We start from the raw sequence: 19,345 nt of genomic DNA, 5'->3' as shown, positions 1-19,345 counted from the left end.
GCATGCACAAAAAAAGAGGACAAAAAAAACGGCCTGCTCAAGGCAGGCCGTTTTTTTGGGTAGCCAAGGTCAGAACAGCTTGCGACCCTTGTTCGCAGCGATGCGCATGCGCAGTGCGTTGAGCTTGATGAAGCCGGCGGCGTCGGCCTGGTTGTAGGCACCACCGTCCTCTTCGAAGGTCGCGATGTTGGCATCGAACAGCGAGTCGTCGGACTTGCGCCCGGTCACGATCACGTTGCCCTTGTACAGCTTCAGGCGTACCACGCCGTTCACGTTGGTCTGGGAAGCGTCGATCATCTGTTGCAGCATCAGACGCTCAGGGCTCCACCAGTAGCCGGTGTAGATCAGGCTGGCGTACTTGGGCATCAACTCATCCTTGAGGTGGGCCACTTCGCGGTCCAGGGTGATCGATTCGATCGCCCTGTGGGCGCGCAGCATGATGGTGCCGCCCGGGGTTTCGTAGCAGCCGCGGGACTTCATGCCGACATAACGGTTCTCGACGATGTCCAGGCGACCGATGCCGTGTTCGCCGCCGATGCGGTTCAGGGTCGCCAGCACGGTGGCCGGGCTCATTTCCACGCCGTCCAGTGCGACGATATCGCCGTTGCGATAGGTCAGTTCCAGGTACTGCGGGGTATCTGGGGCCTTCTCCGGAGAGACGGTCCAACGCCACATGTCTTCTTCGTGCTCGGTCCAGGTGTCTTCCAGCACGCCGCCTTCATAGGAGATGTGCAGCAGGTTGGCGTCCATCGAGTACGGAGACTTTTTCTTGCCGTGGCGCTCGATCGGGATCGCGTGCTTCTCGGCGTAGTCCATCAGTTTTTCGCGAGACAGCAGGTCCCATTCACGCCACGGTGCAATGACCTTCACACCCGGCTTGAGGGCATAGGCGCCCAGTTCGAAACGCACCTGGTCGTTGCCTTTGCCGGTGGCGCCGTGGGAAATGGCGTCGGCGCCGGTTTCGTTGGCGATTTCGATCAGGCGCTTGGCGATCAACGGACGGGCGATGGACGTACCCAGCAGGTACTCGCCTTCGTAAACGGTGTTGGCGCGGAACATCGGGAACACGAAGTCGCGGACGAATTCTTCGCGCAGGTCATCGATGTAGATCTCTTTGACGCCCATGGCCTGGGCCTTGGCGCGTGCAGGCTCGACTTCTTCGCCCTGCCCCAGGTCAGCGGTGAAGGTCACCACTTCGCAGTTATATGTGTCCTGCAGCCACTTGAGGATCACCGAAGTGTCCAGGCCGCCGGAATACGCCAGAACGACCTTGTTTACGTCCGCCATGCCATCACTCCACGGGTTGTACGGAAAGCCGGGAAGTCTAACGTCCAGCGCGGATAATTTACAGAGGCGCGACAGCTTATGACGACGAAGCGACAGATTATGTCGACTGCGCGACGATCCGCGCGGGATCAGGAAGTGCGCGCAGCCGTCGCAGCAGGCGCAACCGCCTTGGCCGGGACAACCGGCGCCGCCGTCTTGCCCGGCGCAGCAGCGGGTGCCACAGCAGGTGATGCAGGCGTTGCCGCTGGTGTTGGCGGTTGTGGCGCCGGGGCCTGGGTGGCCGCCACTCGCTCCAGTTTTACGACGACACGACGGTTCTTGGCCCGATTGGCGGCGTTGGTATTGGCGACCAGCGGATAACGCTCGCCGTGGAAGCGCACGGTGAACTGGGACTCCTGGAAGCCGTTGGCCTTGAAGAAGTCCTGAACCGCCAGGGCCCGACGGCGTGAAAGCTCACGGTTGGTCAGGCGGTTGCCACTGTTGTCGGAATGGCCATCAAGCTCGACATGATTGACGCTCGGGTCTGCCTTGATAAAGTCGAGCATGACCTGCAACTGAGCCTTGGCCCGAGCATCCAGCTCAATCCCCTCTCCGGGGAAGCCGATCTGGGTTTGCTTGATCTGTTCGAAGTTTTTCGGCAACAGTTTCGCCACGCAGCCCTGGTAATCGTTGAACGCCTTGTTGAAGCGCACGGGCAGCAGCCGAACTTCGGAAACGCGCCCATCCTCGGTGTTGCGTCGAACCACGGGGCTGCGGCCTTCCATCAACCCGCTGATCAGTCGGCCTGCCTGTACCTGGGAACTGTCGAACAGCACATCGCCGCTGCCGATCCTGACCGAGCCCAGGTTGATATCGCCCCGTCCTGGCTGCCAGGGCGCCGCGGCCGCGAGCAACGTTGCGGAGCCACCACCGAGCATCGGGTTATAAGCCTTGAGGCGGAACGTGGCCTGCTCCCCCGCCTTGCGCACGAATTCGCCGCTGCCAAAATCGGTGATCGGCTGGCTCAGCCGGCACTCGAACTTGTCGCCTTCGACCGTCCACTCGATGCTCTCCAGACGGGTCTGGAAAGTGAGCGCCATGGCGGGAAGGCTGGCAAACACACTGAGCAAGGCTAGATAACGCTGGCGCACGGGAGGCTCCACTGACTTTAATACAAAGATCGACGCCTGCTTGAGGGCATGACGCCTGTCCGGGGCACTGCACGGATTCGTGGCACACCTGTAGGAGCTATCGGTAAGTTGTGGCAGAACTTGATAGCGGGTGCCTGAATCGGTCTTTTCCGGTAGCATTCCCCAGAGTTTGACCCGCCTGGAAGCCCCCCAATGTCCGACCGCCTGACCCTGCTGCGTCCCGACGACTGGCATATTCATCTTCGCGATGGTGCTGTGTTGACCCATACCGTCGCCGATGTCGCGCGCACCTTCGGGCGCGCAATCATCATGCCTAACCTGGTTCCGCCCGTGCGCAACGCCGCCGAGGCCGATGGCTATCGCCAGCGTATCCTCGCCGCGCGCCCGGCTGGCAGCCGCTTCGAACCGCTGATGGTGCTTTACCTCACCGACCGCACCCAGCCCGAAGAGATTCGCGACGCCAAGGCCAGCGGTTTTGTCCACGCCGCCAAGCTGTACCCCGCCGGCGCGACCACCAACTCCGATTCCGGCGTCACCAGCATCGACAAGATCTTCCCGGCGCTGGAGGCCATGGCCGAAGTCGGCATGCCGTTGTTGATCCATGGTGAAGTCACCCGGGGCGACGTCGACGTGTTCGACCGCGAGAAGATTTTCATCGACGAGCACATGCGCCGCGTCGTGGAGCGCTTCCCGACCCTCAAGGTGGTGTTCGAACACATCACCACCGGCGATGCCGTGCAGTTCGTCAACGAGGCACCGGCAAACGTCGGCGCGACCATTACTGCCCATCACCTGCTGTACAACCGCAACCACATGCTGGTGGGCGGGATCCGGCCGCACTTCTATTGCCTGCCGATCCTCAAGCGCAATACCCACCAGGAAGCCTTGCTGGACGCCGCCACCAGCGGCAGCGCCAAGTTTTTCCTCGGCACCGACTCGGCCCCCCACGCCCAGCACGCCAAGGAAGCGGCCTGCGGTTGCGCCGGCTGCTACACCGCTTATGCCGCCATCGAGATGTACGCCGAGGCGTTCGAACAGCGCAACGCGCTGGACAAGCTCGAAGGCTTTGCCAGCCTGCACGGCCCACGTTTCTATGGCCTGCCGGTGAACACCGATCGTATTACCCTGGTCCGTGACGAATGGACCGCCCCTGTCAGCCTGCCCTTCGGCGAGCAGACCGTCATCCCGCTGCGCGCCGGTGAAAAACTGCGCTGGCGCCTGCTGGAGGAAAACGCGTGAGTGAAGATCATTTCGACGACGAGCTGGACGGCAACGGTGGTTCGGGCGGCGCCCGTCACCCCATGGCCGCGCGGTTCCGTGGTTATCTGCCGGTCGTCGTCGATGTCGAAACCGGTGGTTTCAATTCCGCCACCGACGCCCTGCTGGAAATCGCCGCGACCACCATCGGCATGGACGAAAAAGGCTTTGTGTTCCCTGATCACACCTACTTCTTCCGCGTCGAACCGTTTGAAGGCGCCAACGTCGAAGCGGCGGCCCTGGAGTTCACCGGGATCAAGCTCGATCACCCGCTGCGCATGGCGGTCAGCGAAGAAACAGCCCTGACCGACATCTTCCGTGGCGTACGCAAGGCGCTGAAAGCCAACGGTTGCAAGCGAGCGATCCTGGTCGGCCACAACAGCAGCTTCGACCTCGGCTTCCTCAACGCCGCCGTCGCGCGCCTGGACATGAAGCGCAACCCGTTCCATCCGTTCTCCAGCTTCGACACCGCGACCTTGGCGGGCCTGGCGTACGGCCAGACTGTCTTGGCCAAGGCCTGCCAGGCAGCCGACATCGACTTCGATGGCCGCGAGGCCCACTCGGCCCGCTATGACACCGAGAAGACCGCCGAGCTGTTCTGCGGCATCGTCAACCGGTGGAAAGAGATGGGTGGCTGGCAGGATTTCGACGACTGACATTGGCCAAGCCTGGCTCTTGTGGCTCTTGTGGCTCTTGTGGCGAGGGAGCTTGCTCCCGCTTGAGCGCGAAGCGCTCACAAAATATTTGGGGCGGCTACGCCACCCAGCGGGAGCAAGCTCCCTCGCCACAGGGTTCAGTGCAAAGGGCTCTGCGTCTCTGCCAACCATTCGGCTTGCACTGCCCATAAAAAAACCGGCCCATCGAGGGCCGGTTTTTTTATGCCTGGGTGCGCTTACAGCTTGTCGCTGTGCTCGCCCAGGTAAGCGGCAACGCCTTCAGGCGATGCGGTCATGCCCTTGTCGCCTTTTTTCCAGTTGGCCGGGCAGACTTCGCCGTGCTCTTCGTGGAATTGCAGCGCGTCGACCAGACGGATCAGCTCTTCCATGTTACGGCCCAGCGGCAGGTCGTTGATGATCTGCGAACGCACGACACCCTTGTCGTCGATCAGGAACGCGCCACGGAAAGCCACGCCGCCTTCGGACTCAACGTCATAGGCCTTGGCGATTTCGTGCTTCATGTCGGCAGCCATGGTGTATTTCACCTGGCCGATACCGCCATTGTTGATCGGGGTGTTGCGCCAGGCGTTGTGGGTGAAGTGCGAGTCGATCGAAACAGCGACCACTTCAACGTTGCGCGCCTTGAAATCGTCCATGCGGTGATCCAGTGCGATCAGCTCGGATGGGCAGACGAAGGTGAAGTCCAGAGGATAGAAGAACACCAGGCCGTATTTGCCTTTGATGGCCGAGGACAGGGTGAAGCTGTCGACGATTTCGCCGTTGCCGAGGACGGCTGGAACGGTAAAGTCTGGGGCTTGTTTGCCTACGAGTACGCTCATGGGATATCTCCTGATGTAATAGCGTGAAAACAAGGTCCGGGCCAGCCTGCCACCCTCAGGCGACAGCCCTGTGACACGAACCCGCTTACAAGGGCCGACCATCATACACCGCGCATTTGGACTGTCTTCAACGGTTTTTCGTGGTATCGAAAAATCGCCGCCCCGCTGCGGGCCGCTTTCGTCGCGCTGGATAAAACCGTTCGTCAGCCTGTCGTCATCTGGGTGAAAGTCCTTGAGAAACCACTTTGACAATCATTCTCGTTAACATTAAGATCCGTCTCAATTGAGTCACAACCAGCGACGGTTCTCACTTATGTATGTATGCCTCTGCACTGGCGTCACCGACGGACAAATCCGCGAAGCGATCTATGAAGGTTGCTGCAGCTATCGCGAAGTCCGTCAGGCCACCGGCGTAGCCAGCCAATGCGGCAAATGTGCCTGCCTGGCCAAGGAAGTGGTGCGTGAAACCCTCGCCAAGGTGCAAACGGCACAGGCCTCGATCCCTTACCCGGTAGAATTTACTGCCGCGTAAACACAGCTTTTCAAGGAACCGGACTTAATGTCCGGTTTTTTTATGCCTGCAAATCAAATAGTTAGCGTCCAGACGCGGAACACAAACATTCTTATTCCGATTAATTTTCATTTACTATTCAATAACTTAGGTTTGACACTGGTAAATACGCGGCTCAAACTCCGCCCTATACACAGCTATTAAAGGGCAGGCCTCATCATGAAAGGCGACATTACAGTCATCCAGCATCTCAACAAGATCCTTGCCAATGAGCTGGTCGCGATCAACCAATACTTCCTGCATGCGCGCATGTACGAGGACTGGGGCCTGAACAAGCTGGGCAAGCATGAGTACCACGAGTCCATCGACGAGATGAAGCACGCGGACAAGCTGATCAAGCGCATCCTGTTCCTCGAGGGCCTGCCGAACGTCCAGGACCTGGGCAAGCTGCACATCGGCGAACACACCCGGGAAATGCTCGAGTGCGACCTGCGCATCGAGCGCACCGGCCATGCCGACCTGAAGGCCGCAATCGTCCATTGCGAAAGCGTTGGCGACTTCGGTAGCCGTGAACTGCTGGAAGACATCCTCGAATCCGAGGAAGAGCACATCGACTGGCTGGAAACCCAACTGGGCCTGATCGACAAAATCGGTCTGGAGAACTACCTGCAATCGCAGATGGGTGAAGAGTAAGCTTCCCCAGTAGCAAGCCACTAAAAAGCCCCGCCCTCTTGCGAGAGGCGGGGCTTTTTATTGCCTGGGTTCCAGGCCACACCTAAAACCACTGTGGGAGCGAGCTTGCTCGCGAAAGCGGTGTGTCAGTCTCTGTTGATGTTTCTGGTACAACGCTTTCGCGAGCAAGCCCGCTCCCACAGTGTCCGCATTCAGCCACAAACTGTGTGCTGAATACGGATATGTGGATCAGGCTTCGGTCTTGTTCGCCGCTGCTGCTTCCACAGCTGCCTTGATCGTGGACTGCAGAGAGCCGTCAGCGGCCATCTCGGTCATGATGTCGCTACCGCCGACCAGCTCACCACCCACCCACAATTGCGGGAAGGTTGGCCAGTTGGCGTACTTGGGCAGGTTGGCGCGGATTTCCGGGTTCTGCAGGATGTCCACGTAGGCAAACTTCTCGCCACACGCCATCACCGCCTGGGCGGCCTTGGCCGAGAAACCGCACTGTGGCGCGTTCGGCGAGCCTTTCATGTAAAGCAGGATGGTGTTGTTGGCAATCTGGTCTTTAATCGTTTCGATGATATCCACGGAGCACCTCGGCTTAAACTTTGCGACTTCAGATGTCGACACGGTGGCGCATTGTAACGGAAAGCAGAACGTGCTGCTCAGGGACAATTTTACGCAGCCGCCACCTTCACCGGTACACCGTTGAGCGCCGCGTTGCCGGATAACTCATCGAGCTGACAGTGATCGGTCAAGTCGTTGGCGCTGGAGCCTGGCTGTGCGCTGGCAATGGTCATCTGCACGCCCGGCCGGGCATGGCCCCAGCCGTGGGGCAGGCTGACCACGCCTTTCATCATGTCCAGGCTGCCCAGCACCTCGACTTCGATGACCCCCACCCGCGAACTGACGGTCACGCGCTGCCCATCGGCAAGGCCACGCGCGGCGAGGTCATCCGGGTGCATCAGCAACTGATGACGCGGCTTGCCCTTCACCAGTCGATGGAAGTTATGCATCCAGGAATTATTGCTGCGCACATGGCGACGGCCAATCATCAGTAACTCATCCGGCTCAGGCGCCTGCAACGCGGCAAAGCGCGCCAGGTCAGCGAGAATCACCGCCGGTGCGGCCTGCACCCGCTGGTTTTCGGTTTTCAGGCGCGCCGCCAGGTTGGGCTTGAGTGCGCCGAGGTCGATGCCATGGGGATGGTCGAACAGGGTCGCCAGGGACAGCTTGTGCGGCGAGGCATCGCCATACGCCCCGTTGCGCAGGCCAAAATCGATCATCTGTGCCGGCGGCATGGTCGGCTTGAGCTCCTTGCCGGTCCGGGCGGCGAAGGCCTTGGCCAGGCCGACGAAGATTTCCCAGTCATGCAGCGCCCCCTCGGGCTTGGGCAGGATCGCCCGGTTGAAACGGGTCACGTTGCGCACGGCGAACAGGTTGAACGTGGTGTCGTAGTGATCGTTTTCCAGGGCCGAGGTCGAGGGTAGGATCAGGTCGGCGTAACGGGTGGTTTCGTTGATGTACAAATCGACGCTGACCATGAACTCCAGCCCATCCAGGGCCTGCTCCAGTTGCCGCCCGTTGGGCGTCGACAGCACCGGATTGCCGGCCACGGTCACCAACGCGCGAATCTGGCCTTCGCCCTCGGTCAGCATCTCCTCGGCCAGGGCTGACACCGGCAGCTCCCCGGCGTACTCGGGACGCCCGGACACCCGGCTCTGCCAACGGTTGAAATGACCGCCCGAGGTGGTGGCCACCAGGTCCACCGCCGGCTCGGTGCACAGCGCACCGCCCACCCGGTCAAGATTGCCGGTGACCAGGTTGATTACCTGGATCAGCCAGTGGCACAGCGTGCCGAACGCCTGGGTCGACACGCCCATCCGTCCATAGCACACCGCTGACGGCGCGGCGGCGAAGTCCCGGGCCAATTGCCGGATCTGCGCGGCCGGCACCGCACAGAGCGGACTCATCGCTTCAGCCGTGAAGGAAGCGACGGCCGCGCGCACCTCGTCCAGGCCGTCCACCGGCAGATGACTGTCACGGGTCAGGCCTTCGCTGAACAAAGTATTGAGCAAGCCAAACAGCAGTGCCGCATCACCACCCGGGCGGACGAAGACGTGCTGGTCAGCGATGGCCGCCGTTTCGCTGCGGCGTGGATCGACCACCACCACTTTGCCGCCACGGGCCTGGATCGCCTTGAGGCGCTTTTCCACGTCTGGCACGGTCATGATGCTGCCGTTGGAAGCCAGCGGGTTGCCGCCGAGGATCAACATGAAATCGGTGTGGTCGATGTCCGGAATCGGCAGGAGCAGGCCGTGACCGTACATCAGGTGACTGGTCAAATGATGAGGCAGTTGGTCCACCGAGGTCGCCGAGAAACGGCTGCGGGTCTTCAACAACCCCAGGAAATAGTTGCTGTGGGTCATCAGCCCATAGTTATGCACGCTGGGGTTGCCCTGGTAGACGGCCACCGCGTTCTGGCCGTGACGCGCCTGGATAGCCGCCAGGCGCTCGGTCACCAGCGCGAAGGCATCGTCCCAGGCGATGGGTTGCCATTCGCTGCCGACGCGTTGCATGGGTTGGCGCAAGCGGTCTGGATCGTTCTGGATGTCTTGCAGGGCCACGGCCTTGGGGCAGATGTGACCACGGCTGAACGTGTCCAGCGCATCGCCCTTGATCGAGGTGATCGCCAGGCCCTGGCCGTCGGTTTCGGTGGTTTCGAGGGTCAAGCCACAGATGGCTTCACACAGATGGCACGCACGGTGGTGGAGAGTCTTGGTCATGGCCAGTCTCTGTTTTATTCGTGGCGGGCACTTTCGGCCGCGGGAACAAAACTATGGCGCGTGATTCCCGGCAGCGCCAGCGACGTTCGTCCTGTGAATTGCCGGGCATCAGGCCCGCCGATGAGGTGCGTTCAAGGACCTTCGGGAGGTGGCGCCAGGAGTTGGATTTCCTCGATGGTTTCCACTTGTTCCTGGGCGATGGGTACACCGGTCAGCTCGCCAATCAACCGCCAATGCTCGTCGAGGCCGCTGCTGATCGTGGCCATGCGATCGATCATCCGCCGGCCGGCGGCCTTGGTCACTTCGTCATCGCTGCGCAGCAATTCGAATGACATGGACGTCACCGAAGCCGTCAGGTGCGTCAGCGAGCGTGCGGTCAGCCCCAGCAATTCCATCAGTTGTTGCTCTTTCGAATCCATTTCGGGCTCCTGTGCCGCTGAGGCTCATTTATAACCCAGGCCTTTGCATTAGGAAATGTTTCACAAGCACCAGCAGACAGGCGAAAGGATGGAATGACATGGCATAAACGGGCCATCGACCACCGCGCGCGCGCCGGGCTTGATTGCCAAGCCGAGCAACGCCAGTGTACAAATGGACCGCTGCTGTCAGGAAACCGGCCTCAACTACGCCATCGCATTCGCGTGATGGCCTCGCTGAACTCCCCAAAAACCGTAGCCCTATTGGTAAGACGCGACATTTAATTATAAGATCGCGCCTTCCCCTATTTCGTCGCCCCGTGCGGCTTTTGCCGCAGGTCTCGCCCGTTTTTTCATTAGACAAGGCTTTGAGCATCTGCGGTCAGTTACAAAAAGGTAGTCAATCATGAGCGCAAGGCACTTTCTCTCCCTGATGGATTTCACGCCCGATGAGTTGCTCGGCGTGATCCGTCGAGGCGTGGAGCTCAAGGACCTGCGTAACCGCGGCGTACTGTTCGAGCCCTTGAAAAACCGCGTGCTGGGGATGATCTTCGAGAAGTCATCGACCCGCACCCGCATCTCTTTCGAAGCCGGCATGATCCAGCTGGGCGGCCAGGCAATCTTCCTGTCGCCCCGTGACACCCAACTGGGCCGTGGCGAACCCATCAGCGACTGCGCCATCGTCATGTCGAGCATGTTGGACGCGATGATGATCCGTACCTTTGCCCACAGCACCCTGACCGAGTTCGCGGCCCATTCCCGCGTACCGGTGATCAACGGCCTGTCCGACGATCTGCACCCTTGCCAGTTGCTGGCCGACATGCAGACCTTCCTCGAGCACCGTGGCTCGATCCAAGGCAAGACCGTGGCCTGGATCGGCGATGGCAACAACATGTGCAATAGCTATATAGAAGCGGCGATGCAATTCGACTTCCAGCTGCGCATTGCCTGCCCTGAAGGCTTCGACCCCAATGCCGAGCTGCTGGCCAAGGCCGGGGACCGAGTGTCCATCGTCCGCGATCCGAAACAGGCCGTGGCCGGTGCGCACCTGGTGAGCACCGACGTCTGGACCTCCATGGGCCAGGAAGAAGAGACCGCCAGGCGCCTGGAGCTGTTCGCGCCACTGCAGGTCAACCGGGCCCTGCTCGACCTGGCAGATGCCGACGTGCTGTTCATGCACTGCCTGCCGGCCCACCGTGGCGAGGAAATCAGCATGGACCTGCTGGATGATCCGCGTTCGGTAGCCTGGGACCAGGCCGAAAATCGCCTGCACGCGCAAAAGGCCCTGCTCGAGTTCCTGGTCGAGCCGGCGTATCACCACGCATGAGCCACGCCCTACTGCTGAACTTGCACAACCTGGCCTGCGGCTACCAGGACCAGCGGGTCGTCCAGAACCTCAACCTGCACCTCAATGCCGGTGACATCGGTTGCCTGCTCGGTTCGTCCGGCTGCGGCAAGACCACGACGTTGCGCGCCATTGCCGGCTTCGAACCGGTGCATGAGGGTGAAATCCAACTGGCTGGGGAAACCATCTCCCGCGCCGGTTTCACCCTCGCCCCGGAAAAGCGTCGCATCGGCATGGTGTTCCAGGATTACGCCCTGTTCCCCCACCTGAGCGTGGCACAGAACATTGCCTTTGGCATTCGCAAGCATCCGGACAAGGACCGCATCGTCGAAGAGCTGCTGGAACTGGTCAACCTGAAACACTTGGGCAAGCGTTTTCCCCATGAACTGTCCGGCGGCCAGCAACAACGCGTGGCCCTGGCCCGTGCGCTGGCGCCGGAACCGCAGTTGCTGTTGCTCGACGAGCCGTTCTCCAACCTCGATGGCGAGCTGCGCCGCAAGCTCAGCCATGAAGTACGGGACATCCTCAAGGCCCGTGGCACCAGCGCGATCCTGGTCACCCATGACCAGGAAGAAGCCTTCGCCGTGAGTGACCATGTCGGCGTATTCAAGGAAGGTCGACTGGAACAGTGGGACACGCCCTACAACCTGTACCACGAACCGCTGACGCCATTCGTTGCCAGTTTCATTGGCCAGGGCTATTTCATTCGTGGCCAGCTCGACAGCCCGGAATCGGTGCAGACCGAACTGGGCATCCTGCGTGGCAACCGCGCCTACACTTGGCCCATCGGCGGTGCGGTGGACGTGCTGCTGCGCCCAGACGATATCGTCTATGCGCCGGACAGCCCCCTCACCGGTAGAATCATCGGCAAGACCTTCCTGGGCGCCTCAACCTTGTATCGCCTGCAGTTGCCCACCGGCGCGCAATTGGAATCGATCTTCCCCAGCCATGCCGACCATCAGGTGGGCGCCGACGTCGGCATCCGCGTGGCGGCTGAGCACCTGGTGCTGTTCCAGGCCTCGGGCAGCACGGCAGCGCAGATCCCGCCGGTGGACAGCGGTGTACGGCGCTATAGCGCCGCCAACTGATAACGCACCCCCAGTGTGGGAGCGGGCTTGCTCGCGAAGAGGGCAGCACATTCAACATCAATGTAGCTGACACACCGCCTTCGCGAGCAAGCCCGCTCCCACAAAAGTCAGTGCGCCCCCAACATCAACGTCCCACTCGCCACCAACGTCGCATGCCCGCCAATCTTCACCCGCTCACCTTCCAACCGGCAAAACAACGCCCCGCCCCTGGCCGAGCATTGATAAGCCGTCAGCCCGTGTTTACCCAGGCGTTTGGACCAGTAGGGAATCAAGCTGCAATGGGTCGAGCCAGTCACCGGGTCTTCGTTGATGCCGATCGCCGGGGCAAAATAGCGCGAGACAAAATCATGCTTGCTCCCCGGTGCGGTGACGATAGCGCCGGGCCAAGGCAGTTTCGCCAGGGCCGCCATGTCCGGCTTGCAATCGAGCACCGCTTGCTCCGATTCCAGTACCACGAACAGTTCGTTGGAACTCAACACATCCACCGCTTCGACGCCCAAGGCACTCTGCACCGCCAGGGAGGCGCCCAGTTCGGCAGGCACGACGGCCGGAAAATCCAGCCACAGCCGATCCCCCTCGCGCGTCACGCTCAGCGAACCGGACCGGCATATGAAATCCAGGCGCTCAACGGGTTCGTGATAGACCTCGAACAGCACATAAGCGCTGGCCAACGTGGCGTGCCCACACAGCGGGACTTCGGTGGTGGGGGTGAACCAGCGGATATGCCAATGCTGGCCTTCACGCACCAGAAACGCGGTTTCAGCCAGGTTATGTTCGGCGGCAATCTTCTGCATCAAGTCATCGGCAAGCCAGCCGTCGAGCCGATAGACCATCGCCGGGTTACCGCCGAATGGCCGGTCACTGAACGCATCGACCTGATGAAACGCAAGCTGCATGGCACTTCTCCTTATTTTTCTGATGCGCCAGCATGGGTGCAACGGCAAGGCTTATCCAGAGACAGATCAGCAGAATTTTCACCCTACAGCGCCGGATAAAAACACCGACCAGGCCTTACGCCCCTGTGGCGAGGGAGCTTGCTCCCGCTTGGCTGCCCAGCAGCCACCCGGCTATCAAGCCCGCCCAATATCGGCAAACGCCGCCCCGGTGTGCTCCTTCAATACCGAAGGCGCCAACTCGACTTCCAACCCACGCCGCCCCGCACTGACGAACATGCTGGCGAGCGGCTGTGCGGAACTGTCAATAAACGTGCGCAGACGCTTCTTCTGCCCCAATGGGCTGATACCGCCGAGCAAATACCCGGTCGAACGCTGCGCGGCGGCCGGGTCGGCCATCTCGACCTTTTTCACCCCGGCGGCATGGGCCAGGCCTTTCAAATCCAAACTCCCGGCCACAGGCACTACCGCCACCAACAGCTCACCTTTTTCGCTGGCCGCCAACAGCGTCTTGAACACTTGCGCCGGATCCAGCCCGAGCTTTTCCGCCGCCTCCAAGCCATAGGAAGCAGCCTTGGGGTCGTGTTCATAGCTGTGGATGCGATGTTCGGCGCGCACTTTCTTAAGCAGATCCAACGCGGGTGTCATGACCGCTCCTGAAAAAGGAAATCCAAAACGAGTGAGCGGATTCTAAGCCATCGCCTGTGAAAAGGCTCCGGGACTGCACTGCAAAGACCGGTGATGCCGCGCCAACAGGAGAGTCATTCACAGCGCGAATAGTTTAAATATGACCGACGGTTCACTTTCGACCTTTGACACCAGCGTTTCTTGTCTATATTTTTTCGAAACTGAAAGTCACATTACATGTCTCAAGCTGCAACCCGAGATCAGGATGGGGATCCTGTCTCGGTGGAAATCGCGCAATCGTGCCGTATCGAACGCGCTGCAAAACAACAAAAAAACCGAGGTTTGAATGACAACTGCTTTACAACAGCCGCCCCTGTCCAGCCAATGCCTGGCCGAATTCCTGGGAACGGGCCTGCTGATCTTTTTCGGCACCGGTTGCGTCGCGGCGCTCAAGGTCGCGGGTGCGAGTTTCGGCTTGTGGGAAATCAGCCTCATTTGGGGCGTCGGTGTCAGCATGGCAATCTATCTGAGCGCGGGCATTTCCGGCGCCCATCTCAACCCCGCCGTCAGCATCGCCCTGTGCCTGTTCACCGACTTTGAAAAACGCAAGCTGCCCTTCTACATCATTTCCCAAGTGACCGGCGCTTTCTGCGGCGCCTTTCTGGTCTATACGCTGTACAGCAATCTATTCTTCGATTTCGAACAATCCCGGCACATGGTTCGCGGCACCGAAGCGAGCCTCGAACTGGCCTCGGTGTTCTCCACCTACCCGCACGCGGCACTGTCCACTGGCCAGGCCTTTCTCGTGGAAGCGATCATCACCGCCATTCTGATGGGGGTCATCATGTCCCTGACAGATGACAACAACGGCTTGCCTCGTGGCCCACTGGCGCCGTTGCTGATCGGCTTGCTGATTGCCGTGATTGGCAGTTCCATGGGACCACTGACGGGCTTTGCGATGAACCCGGCGCGGGACTTCGGTCCTAAACTGATGACTTTCTTCGCAGGCTGGGGTGAAATTTCCCTCACGGGTGGACGCGATATCCCGTACTTCCTGGTTCCGGTTTTTGCGCCGATCGTCGGTGCGTGCCTCGGTGCCGCGGCTTATCGCGGGTTGATTGCCCGCCACCTGCCCAGCGCCATAACTGCTACAAAGGATGCAACACCGGCCATTGACGGCAAGCCCAGAACATCCTGAAACAGTCGACGCAGGCTCTTGCCCATCGAACCTGCGCCGTGGCTTCTTCCTTTTACGTCCCAAGGCAATCGACATGACCGATATCCAGAACAAGAATTACATCATTGCCCTCGACCAGGGTACGACCAGCTCGCGGGCGATCATCTTCGACCGTGACGCCAACGTGGTCTGCACCGCCCAGCGCGAATTCGCCCAGCATTACCCACAAGCCGGGTGGGTCGAACACGACCCGATGGAAATTTTCGCCACCCAGAGCGCGGTCATGGTCGAGGCCCTGGCCCAGGCCGGCCTGCACCATGACCAAGTGGCGGCCATCGGCATCACCAACCAGCGGGAAACCACCGTGGTCTGGGACAAGACCACCGGTCGGCCAATCTACAACGCCATCGTCTGGCAGTGCCGGCGCAGTACCGAGATCTGCCAACAGCTCAAGCGCGACGGCCACGAGCAATACATCAGCCAGACCACCGGCCTGGTCACCGACCCGTACTTCTCCGGCACCAAACTCAAGTGGATCCTGGACAACGTCGAAGGCAGCCGCGAGCGCGCGCGCAACGGTGAGCTGCTGTTCGGCACCGTCGATAGCTGGCTGATCTGGAAATTCACCGGCGGCAAGGTCCACGTCACCGACTACACCAACGCCTCGCGCACGATGCTCTTCAATATCCACTCGCTGGAATGGGACACGAAGATGCTCGAGATCCTCGACATCCCTCGCGAAATGCTCCCTGAAGTGAAGTCGTCCTCGGAAATCTACGGGCGCACCAAGAGCGGCATCGCTATCGGCGGCATCGCTGGCGATCAGCAGGCCGCCCTGTTCGGGCAGATGTGCGTGGAGCCGGGCCAGGCGAAAAACACCTACGGCACCGGCTGCTTCCTGCTGATGAACACGGGCAAGAAGGCCGTGAAATCCAATCACGGCATGCTCACCACCATCGCCTGCGGCCCACGTGGCGAAGTGGCCTACGCCCTGGAAGGCGCGGTATTCAATGGCGGCTCCACGGTCCAATGGCTGCGCGATGAACTGAAGATCATCAACGACGCCCTGGACACCGAATACTTCGCCAACAAGGTCAAGGACAGCAACGGTGTGTACCTGGTGCCCGCCTTCACCGGCCTCGGCGCGCCGTATTGGGACCCCTATGCCCGTGGCGCGCTGTTCGGCCTGACCCGCGGCGTACGGGTCGATCACATTATTCGCGCAGCGCTGGAGTCGATTGCCTACCAGACCCGCGACGTACTCGACGCCATGCAGCAGGATTCGGGCGAACGCCTCCGGGCCCTGCGCGTCGACGGTGGCGCGGTGGCGAACAATTTCCTGATGCAGTTCCAGGCCGACATCCTCGGCACCCGGGTCGAGCGGCCGAAAATGCGTGAAACCACGGCCTTGGGCGCCGCCTACCTGGCCGGCCTCGCGTGCGGCTTCTGGGGCAGCCTGGAAGAACTGCGGGGCAAAGCGGTGATCGAGCGCGAATTCGAACCGCAACTGGAGGAGCCGGCGAAAGAGAAACTCTACGCCGGCTGGCAGAAAGCCGTCAGCCGCACCCGCGATTGGGAGCCCCACGAAGACGCGGAATAAAGGCCGACAAGATTCCGAAACTGGTCGGGAGTGGATTCCTGCGGCATCATGGGCAAATTTTGTACGGCAGCCCAAAGGAAGCCCCATGAATCTGCCTCCACGCCAGCAACAAATCCTCGAACTGGTCCGCGAGCGCGGCTATGTCAGCATCGAGGAAATGGCGCAGCTATTCGTCGTCACCCCGCAAACCATCCGCCGCGACATCAATCAACTGGCGGAAGTGAACCTGCTGCGCCGCTACCACGGCGGCGCCGCCTACGATTCAAGCGTGGAAAACACTGCCTACGCCATGCGCGCGGACCAGATGCGCGACGAGAAGCAACGCATCGCCGAAGCCATCGCCGCCCAGATCCCCGATCACGCCTCGCTGTTCATCAACATCGGCACCACCACCGAATCCATCGCCCGGGCGCTGCTCAATCACAACCATCTGAAGGTCATCACCAACAACCTGCACGTCGCTTCGATCCTCAGTGCCAAGGACGATTTCGAAGTCCTGGTCGCTGGCGGTAACGTACGGCGTGATGGCGGCGTGGTGGGCCAGGCCAGCGTCGACTTCATCAATCAGTTCAAGGTCGACTTCGCCTTGGTGGGCATCAGCGGGATCGATGAAGATGGCAGCCTGCTGGACTTCGACTACCAGGAAGTGCGGGTTTCCCAAGCCATCATCGCCAACGCCCGGCAAGTGCTGTTGGCGGCGGACTCCAGCAAATTCGGGCGCAACGCCATGGTCCGCCTGGGGCCTATCAGCCTGATCGACTGCCTGGTGACCGACCAGCAGCCGGTACCGGCCCTGGCGCAACTATTGACCCAGCACAAGATTCGGCTGGAGGTGGTCTGACTTCACCCCGATCCCCTGTGGCGAGGGAGCTTGCTCCCGCTCGGCGGCGTAGCCGTCGTAAAATCGGCCTGGTGCGGTTAGCCTGAAGAAAAACGCCAGCCTGCTTGGGATGGCTTCGCCATCCAGCGGGAGCAAGCTCCCTCGCCACAGAAGCATTCCACAATTCTCTTTTTGTTCGTAAATTTTCCTTTCAGCCGCATTCGATCAGTAATTTCAATCGAATTCGACTGGTCGTGACTGTGCTTATGGGCTAGTATTTTCGCAAATGAACATTTATGTTCGAATTCAAATATTGTGAAAAAGAGCCCGAGGCCAGCCGATGCCCACTTCTACCTTGCCTACGCCCCCTCTCGCCGAGATCTATGACGTCGCCGTCATTGGTGGCGGTATCAATGGCGTGGGGATTGCCACGGACGCTGCCGGTCGCGGTCTTTCGGTGTTCCTTTGCGAAAAGGACGATCTGGCCAGCCATACCTCGTCGGCGAGCAGCAAGCTGATCCACGGCGGCCTGCGCTACCTTGAACATTATGAATTCCGCCTCGTACGCGAAGCCTTGGCCGAGCGTGAAGTGCTGCTGACCAAGGCCCCGCACATCGTCAAGCAAATGCGCTTCGTGCTGCCCCACCGCCCGCACCTGCGCCCGGCCTGGATGATTCGCGCCGGCCTGTTCCTCTACGATCACCTGGGCAAACGCGAGCAACTCGCCGGCTCCAGGAGCCTGAAGTTCGGGGCCGACAGCGCACTGAAAAGCGAGATCACCAAAGGCTTCGAATACTCCGACTGTTGGGTCGACGACGCGCGGCTGGTGGTGCTCAATGCCATGGCCGCCCGGGAGAAAGGCGCGCATGTCCACACCCGCACCCGTTGCGTGAATGCCCGTCGCAGCAAAGGTCTGTGGCACTTGCACTTGGAACGCGCCGACGGCAGCCTGTTTTCGATCCACGCCAAGGCGCTGGTCAACGCTGCGGGCCCGTGGGTGGCCAAGTTCATTCGTGATGACCTGAAGCTGGAATCGCCCTATGGCATCCGCCTGATCCAGGGCAGTCACCTGATCGTGCCGAAACTTTACGAAGGCGAGCATGCGCACATTCTGCAAAACGAAGATCAGCGCATCGTGTTCACCATTCCGTACCTGAATCAGTTCACCTTGATCGGTACGACGGATCGCGAATACACCGGCGATCCGGCCAAAGTGGCGATTACCGAAGGCGAAACCGATTATCTGTTGAAAGTGGTCAATGCTCACTTCAAGAAGCAAATCAGCCGCGACGATATCCTGCACAGCTACTCCGGTGTACGCCCGCTTTGCAATGACGAATCCGACAACCCATCGGCCGTGACACGGGACTACACCCTGGCGCTGTCGGGCGGCGGTCAAGAGGCCCCGTTGCTGTCGGTATTCGGCGGCAAGCTGACCACCTATCGCAAACTGGCCGAATCAGCCATGGCGCAACTGGCCCCCTACTTCACACAGATGCGCGGGAGCTGGACCGCCGTGGAAGCCCTCCCCGGCGGGGAAAACATGACCACCCCGCAAGCATTGTGCTCGGCGCTGCGGGACAAATTCGACTGGCTGCCAACCGACATCGCCCGACGCTGGGCCACCACCTATGGCAGCCGTACCTGGCGCATGCTCGAAGGCGTGCACGACCTCGGCGATCTGGGCGAGCACATCGGTGCCGGCCTCTACACCCGCGAAATCGATTATCTGTGCGGCGACGAGTGGGCCGTCGATGCCCAGGATATCCTCTGGCGCCGCAGCAAGCTGGGTTTGTTCACCACCCCCGCCGAGCAACAGAAGCTGCAGCAGTACTTGGATAAGGTCGAGCACAATCGCCGCAAGATCGAAGCGGCCTGAGCGATACCCGGCTAAACCGAAGAGCCCCTGAATCCCGCGATTCAGGGGCTTTTCGCATTCTGGAGCCCATCACAGAGACCCTGTGGGAGCGGGCTTGCTCGCGAAGACGGCGGCACTTTCAACATCATCGGTTCAGGTAGACCGTCTTCGCGAGCAAGCCCGCTCCCACAGGGATTGTGTGAAGGCCCAAGGCATTCGGTTTTCCGAACAAGACCCGCCAGTCAGTTCGGCTAACCGGATAAAGAAGCCCGCACGAAACCTGAAACAGAACATTAATCACCAGGTAAAACAACAAGTTAAACAGACCGCCCTGGCCTGGCACGACTCATGCTCTACACTCCTCGAGACGAATGCCTGTA

18 protein-coding genes are annotated in these 19,345 nt (G+C 60.6%); 10 read left to right on the top strand and 8 right to left on the bottom strand.

Annotated elements, in window-relative coordinates:
- Positions 1-69: 69 nt before the first annotated feature.
- The gene (locus J3P88_RS07170; RefSeq protein WP_053124536.1) at positions 70-1,287 is read right to left on the bottom strand and encodes an argininosuccinate synthase; all 1,218 of its coding nucleotides are present in this window, start codon (positions 1,285-1,287) and stop codon (positions 70-72) included.
- Between the two features lie 128 nt (positions 1,288-1,415).
- On the bottom strand, positions 1,416-2,417 hold the full coding sequence (locus tag J3P88_RS07165; protein WP_186706321.1) for an OmpA family protein: 1,002 nt from the start codon (positions 2,415-2,417) through the stop codon (positions 1,416-1,418).
- 192 nt (positions 2,418-2,609) lie between these two features.
- On the opposite strand from J3P88_RS07165, the gene pyrC reads away from it, so the two are divergent.
- Both pyrC and rnt read left to right on the top strand, forming a co-directional pair.
- Positions 2,610-3,656: a dihydroorotase gene (gene pyrC / locus J3P88_RS07160; RefSeq protein ID WP_186706322.1), complete on the top strand. Its 1,047-nt coding sequence runs from the start codon at positions 2,610-2,612 to the stop codon at positions 3,654-3,656.
- Complete coding sequence (rnt, locus tag J3P88_RS07155; RefSeq protein WP_003204947.1) at positions 3,653-4,330, top strand: ribonuclease T; 678 nt, start codon at positions 3,653-3,655, stop codon at positions 4,328-4,330. Before pyrC ends, rnt begins: the two co-directional genes overlap by 4 nt.
- A gap of 236 nt (positions 4,331-4,566) precedes the next feature.
- Here the strand turns inward: rnt and J3P88_RS07150 are convergent, their stop codons facing one another.
- The gene (locus tag J3P88_RS07150; RefSeq protein ID WP_003204949.1) at positions 4,567-5,169 is read right to left on the bottom strand and encodes a peroxiredoxin; all 603 of its coding nucleotides are present in this window, start codon (positions 5,167-5,169) and stop codon (positions 4,567-4,569) included.
- Positions 5,170-5,482: 313 nt separating this feature from the next.
- On the opposite strand from J3P88_RS07150, the gene J3P88_RS07145 reads away from it, so the two are divergent.
- On the top strand, positions 5,483-5,701 hold the full coding sequence (locus J3P88_RS07145) for a bacterioferritin-associated ferredoxin (protein ID WP_003178704.1): 219 nt from the start codon (positions 5,483-5,485) through the stop codon (positions 5,699-5,701).
- A 198-nt stretch (positions 5,702-5,899) separates the two neighbouring features.
- Complete coding sequence (bfr, locus tag J3P88_RS07140; protein ID WP_186706323.1) at positions 5,900-6,373, top strand: bacterioferritin; 474 nt, start codon at positions 5,900-5,902, stop codon at positions 6,371-6,373.
- A gap of 228 nt (positions 6,374-6,601) precedes the next feature.
- Here the strand turns inward: bfr and grxD are convergent, their stop codons facing one another.
- From grxD to J3P88_RS07125, 3 genes are all read right to left on the bottom strand, one after another.
- Positions 6,602-6,943 carry a Grx4 family monothiol glutaredoxin gene (gene grxD, locus J3P88_RS07135; protein ID WP_186643646.1) on the bottom strand — a complete coding sequence of 114 codons (342 nt, stop codon included), beginning with the start codon at positions 6,941-6,943 and terminating at the stop codon, positions 6,602-6,604.
- Positions 6,944-7,032: 89 nt separating this feature from the next.
- On the bottom strand, positions 7,033-9,141 hold the full coding sequence (locus J3P88_RS07130; RefSeq protein WP_434574532.1) for a molybdopterin oxidoreductase family protein: 2,109 nt from the start codon (positions 9,139-9,141) through the stop codon (positions 7,033-7,035).
- A gap of 131 nt (positions 9,142-9,272) precedes the next feature.
- Positions 9,273-9,560 (bottom strand): hypothetical protein, encoded by a 288-nt coding sequence (locus J3P88_RS07125; protein ID WP_053124551.1) that lies wholly within the window; start codon positions 9,558-9,560, stop codon positions 9,273-9,275.
- Between the two features lie 403 nt (positions 9,561-9,963).
- Between J3P88_RS07125 and argF the strand changes: the two genes are divergently transcribed.
- Both argF and J3P88_RS07115 read left to right on the top strand, forming a co-directional pair.
- On the top strand, positions 9,964-10,884 hold the full coding sequence (argF, locus tag J3P88_RS07120) for an ornithine carbamoyltransferase (RefSeq protein WP_186706325.1): 921 nt from the start codon (positions 9,964-9,966) through the stop codon (positions 10,882-10,884).
- The gene (locus tag J3P88_RS07115) at positions 10,881-11,990 is read left to right on the top strand and encodes an ABC transporter ATP-binding protein (RefSeq protein ID WP_186729807.1); all 1,110 of its coding nucleotides are present in this window, start codon (positions 10,881-10,883) and stop codon (positions 11,988-11,990) included. The genes argF and J3P88_RS07115 overlap by 4 nt, the downstream gene beginning before the upstream one ends.
- 107 nt (positions 11,991-12,097) lie before the next feature.
- On the opposite strand, the gene J3P88_RS07110 is transcribed toward J3P88_RS07115, so the two are convergent.
- Together J3P88_RS07110 and ybaK are read right to left on the bottom strand one after the other, a co-directional pair.
- Positions 12,098-12,886 (bottom strand): PhzF family phenazine biosynthesis protein, encoded by a 789-nt coding sequence (locus J3P88_RS07110; RefSeq protein ID WP_186706327.1) that lies wholly within the window; start codon positions 12,884-12,886, stop codon positions 12,098-12,100.
- 174 nt (positions 12,887-13,060) lie between these two features.
- The gene (gene ybaK, locus J3P88_RS07105) at positions 13,061-13,531 is read right to left on the bottom strand and encodes a Cys-tRNA(Pro) deacylase (protein WP_053124560.1); all 471 of its coding nucleotides are present in this window, start codon (positions 13,529-13,531) and stop codon (positions 13,061-13,063) included.
- Between the two features lie 325 nt (positions 13,532-13,856).
- On the opposite strand from ybaK, the gene J3P88_RS07100 reads away from it, so the two are divergent.
- The 4 genes from J3P88_RS07100 to glpD all read left to right on the top strand — a co-directional run bounded on the left by J3P88_RS07100 (position 13,857) and on the right by glpD (position 18,986).
- Positions 13,857-14,708 (top strand): MIP/aquaporin family protein, encoded by an 852-nt coding sequence (locus J3P88_RS07100; RefSeq protein WP_434574531.1) that lies wholly within the window; start codon positions 13,857-13,859, stop codon positions 14,706-14,708.
- 73 nt (positions 14,709-14,781) lie between these two features.
- Positions 14,782-16,287 carry a glycerol kinase GlpK gene (gene glpK / locus J3P88_RS07095; RefSeq protein WP_186729806.1) on the top strand — a complete coding sequence of 502 codons (1,506 nt, stop codon included), beginning with the start codon at positions 14,782-14,784 and terminating at the stop codon, positions 16,285-16,287.
- Between the two features lie 85 nt (positions 16,288-16,372).
- Positions 16,373-17,128 carry a DeoR/GlpR family transcriptional regulator gene (locus J3P88_RS07090; protein ID WP_186706331.1) on the top strand — a complete coding sequence of 252 codons (756 nt, stop codon included), beginning with the start codon at positions 16,373-16,375 and terminating at the stop codon, positions 17,126-17,128.
- A 319-nt stretch (positions 17,129-17,447) separates the two neighbouring features.
- A complete protein-coding gene (glpD, locus tag J3P88_RS07085; protein ID WP_434574530.1) occupies positions 17,448-18,986 on the top strand; it encodes a glycerol-3-phosphate dehydrogenase in 1,539 nt (512 codons plus the stop codon).
- The last annotated feature ends 359 nt before the right edge of the window (positions 18,987-19,345 follow it).

Source organism: Pseudomonas sp. Z3-6 (genome assembly GCF_051131985.1).
In the GTDB taxonomy this organism is placed as follows: Bacteria; Pseudomonadota; Gammaproteobacteria; order Pseudomonadales; family Pseudomonadaceae; genus Aquipseudomonas; species Aquipseudomonas zanjanensis.
This window is presented reverse-complemented; position numbering and strand designations above follow the sequence as displayed.

Coding starts and splice junctions, on each gene's coding strand:
- J3P88_RS07130 (WP_434574532.1), bottom strand. CDS start 9,141: ATGACCAAGACTCTCCACCACCGTGCGTGCCATCTGTGTGAAGCCATC.
- argF (WP_186706325.1), top strand. CDS start 9,964: ATGAGCGCAAGGCACTTTCTCTCCCTGATGGATTTCACGCCCGATGAG.
- J3P88_RS07170 (WP_053124536.1), bottom strand. CDS start 1,287: ATGGCGGACGTAAACAAGGTCGTTCTGGCGTATTCCGGCGGCCTGGAC.
- J3P88_RS07150 (WP_003204949.1), bottom strand. CDS start 5,169: ATGAGCGTACTCGTAGGCAAACAAGCCCCAGACTTTACCGTTCCAGCC.
- glpK (WP_186729806.1), top strand. CDS start 14,782: ATGACCGATATCCAGAACAAGAATTACATCATTGCCCTCGACCAGGGT.
- J3P88_RS07110 (WP_186706327.1), bottom strand. CDS start 12,886: ATGCAGCTTGCGTTTCATCAGGTCGATGCGTTCAGTGACCGGCCATTC.
- J3P88_RS07125 (WP_053124551.1), bottom strand. CDS start 9,560: ATGGATTCGAAAGAGCAACAACTGATGGAATTGCTGGGGCTGACCGCA.
- J3P88_RS07100 (WP_434574531.1), top strand. CDS start 13,857: ATGACAACTGCTTTACAACAGCCGCCCCTGTCCAGCCAATGCCTGGCC.
- bfr (WP_186706323.1), top strand. CDS start 5,900: ATGAAAGGCGACATTACAGTCATCCAGCATCTCAACAAGATCCTTGCC.
- ybaK (WP_053124560.1), bottom strand. CDS start 13,531: ATGACACCCGCGTTGGATCTGCTTAAGAAAGTGCGCGCCGAACATCGC.
- J3P88_RS07115 (WP_186729807.1), top strand. CDS start 10,881: ATGAGCCACGCCCTACTGCTGAACTTGCACAACCTGGCCTGCGGCTAC.
- glpD (WP_434574530.1), top strand. CDS start 17,448: ATGCCCACTTCTACCTTGCCTACGCCCCCTCTCGCCGAGATCTATGAC.
- pyrC (WP_186706322.1), top strand. CDS start 2,610: ATGTCCGACCGCCTGACCCTGCTGCGTCCCGACGACTGGCATATTCAT.
- J3P88_RS07090 (WP_186706331.1), top strand. CDS start 16,373: ATGAATCTGCCTCCACGCCAGCAACAAATCCTCGAACTGGTCCGCGAG.
- J3P88_RS07145 (WP_003178704.1), top strand. CDS start 5,483: ATGTATGTATGCCTCTGCACTGGCGTCACCGACGGACAAATCCGCGAA.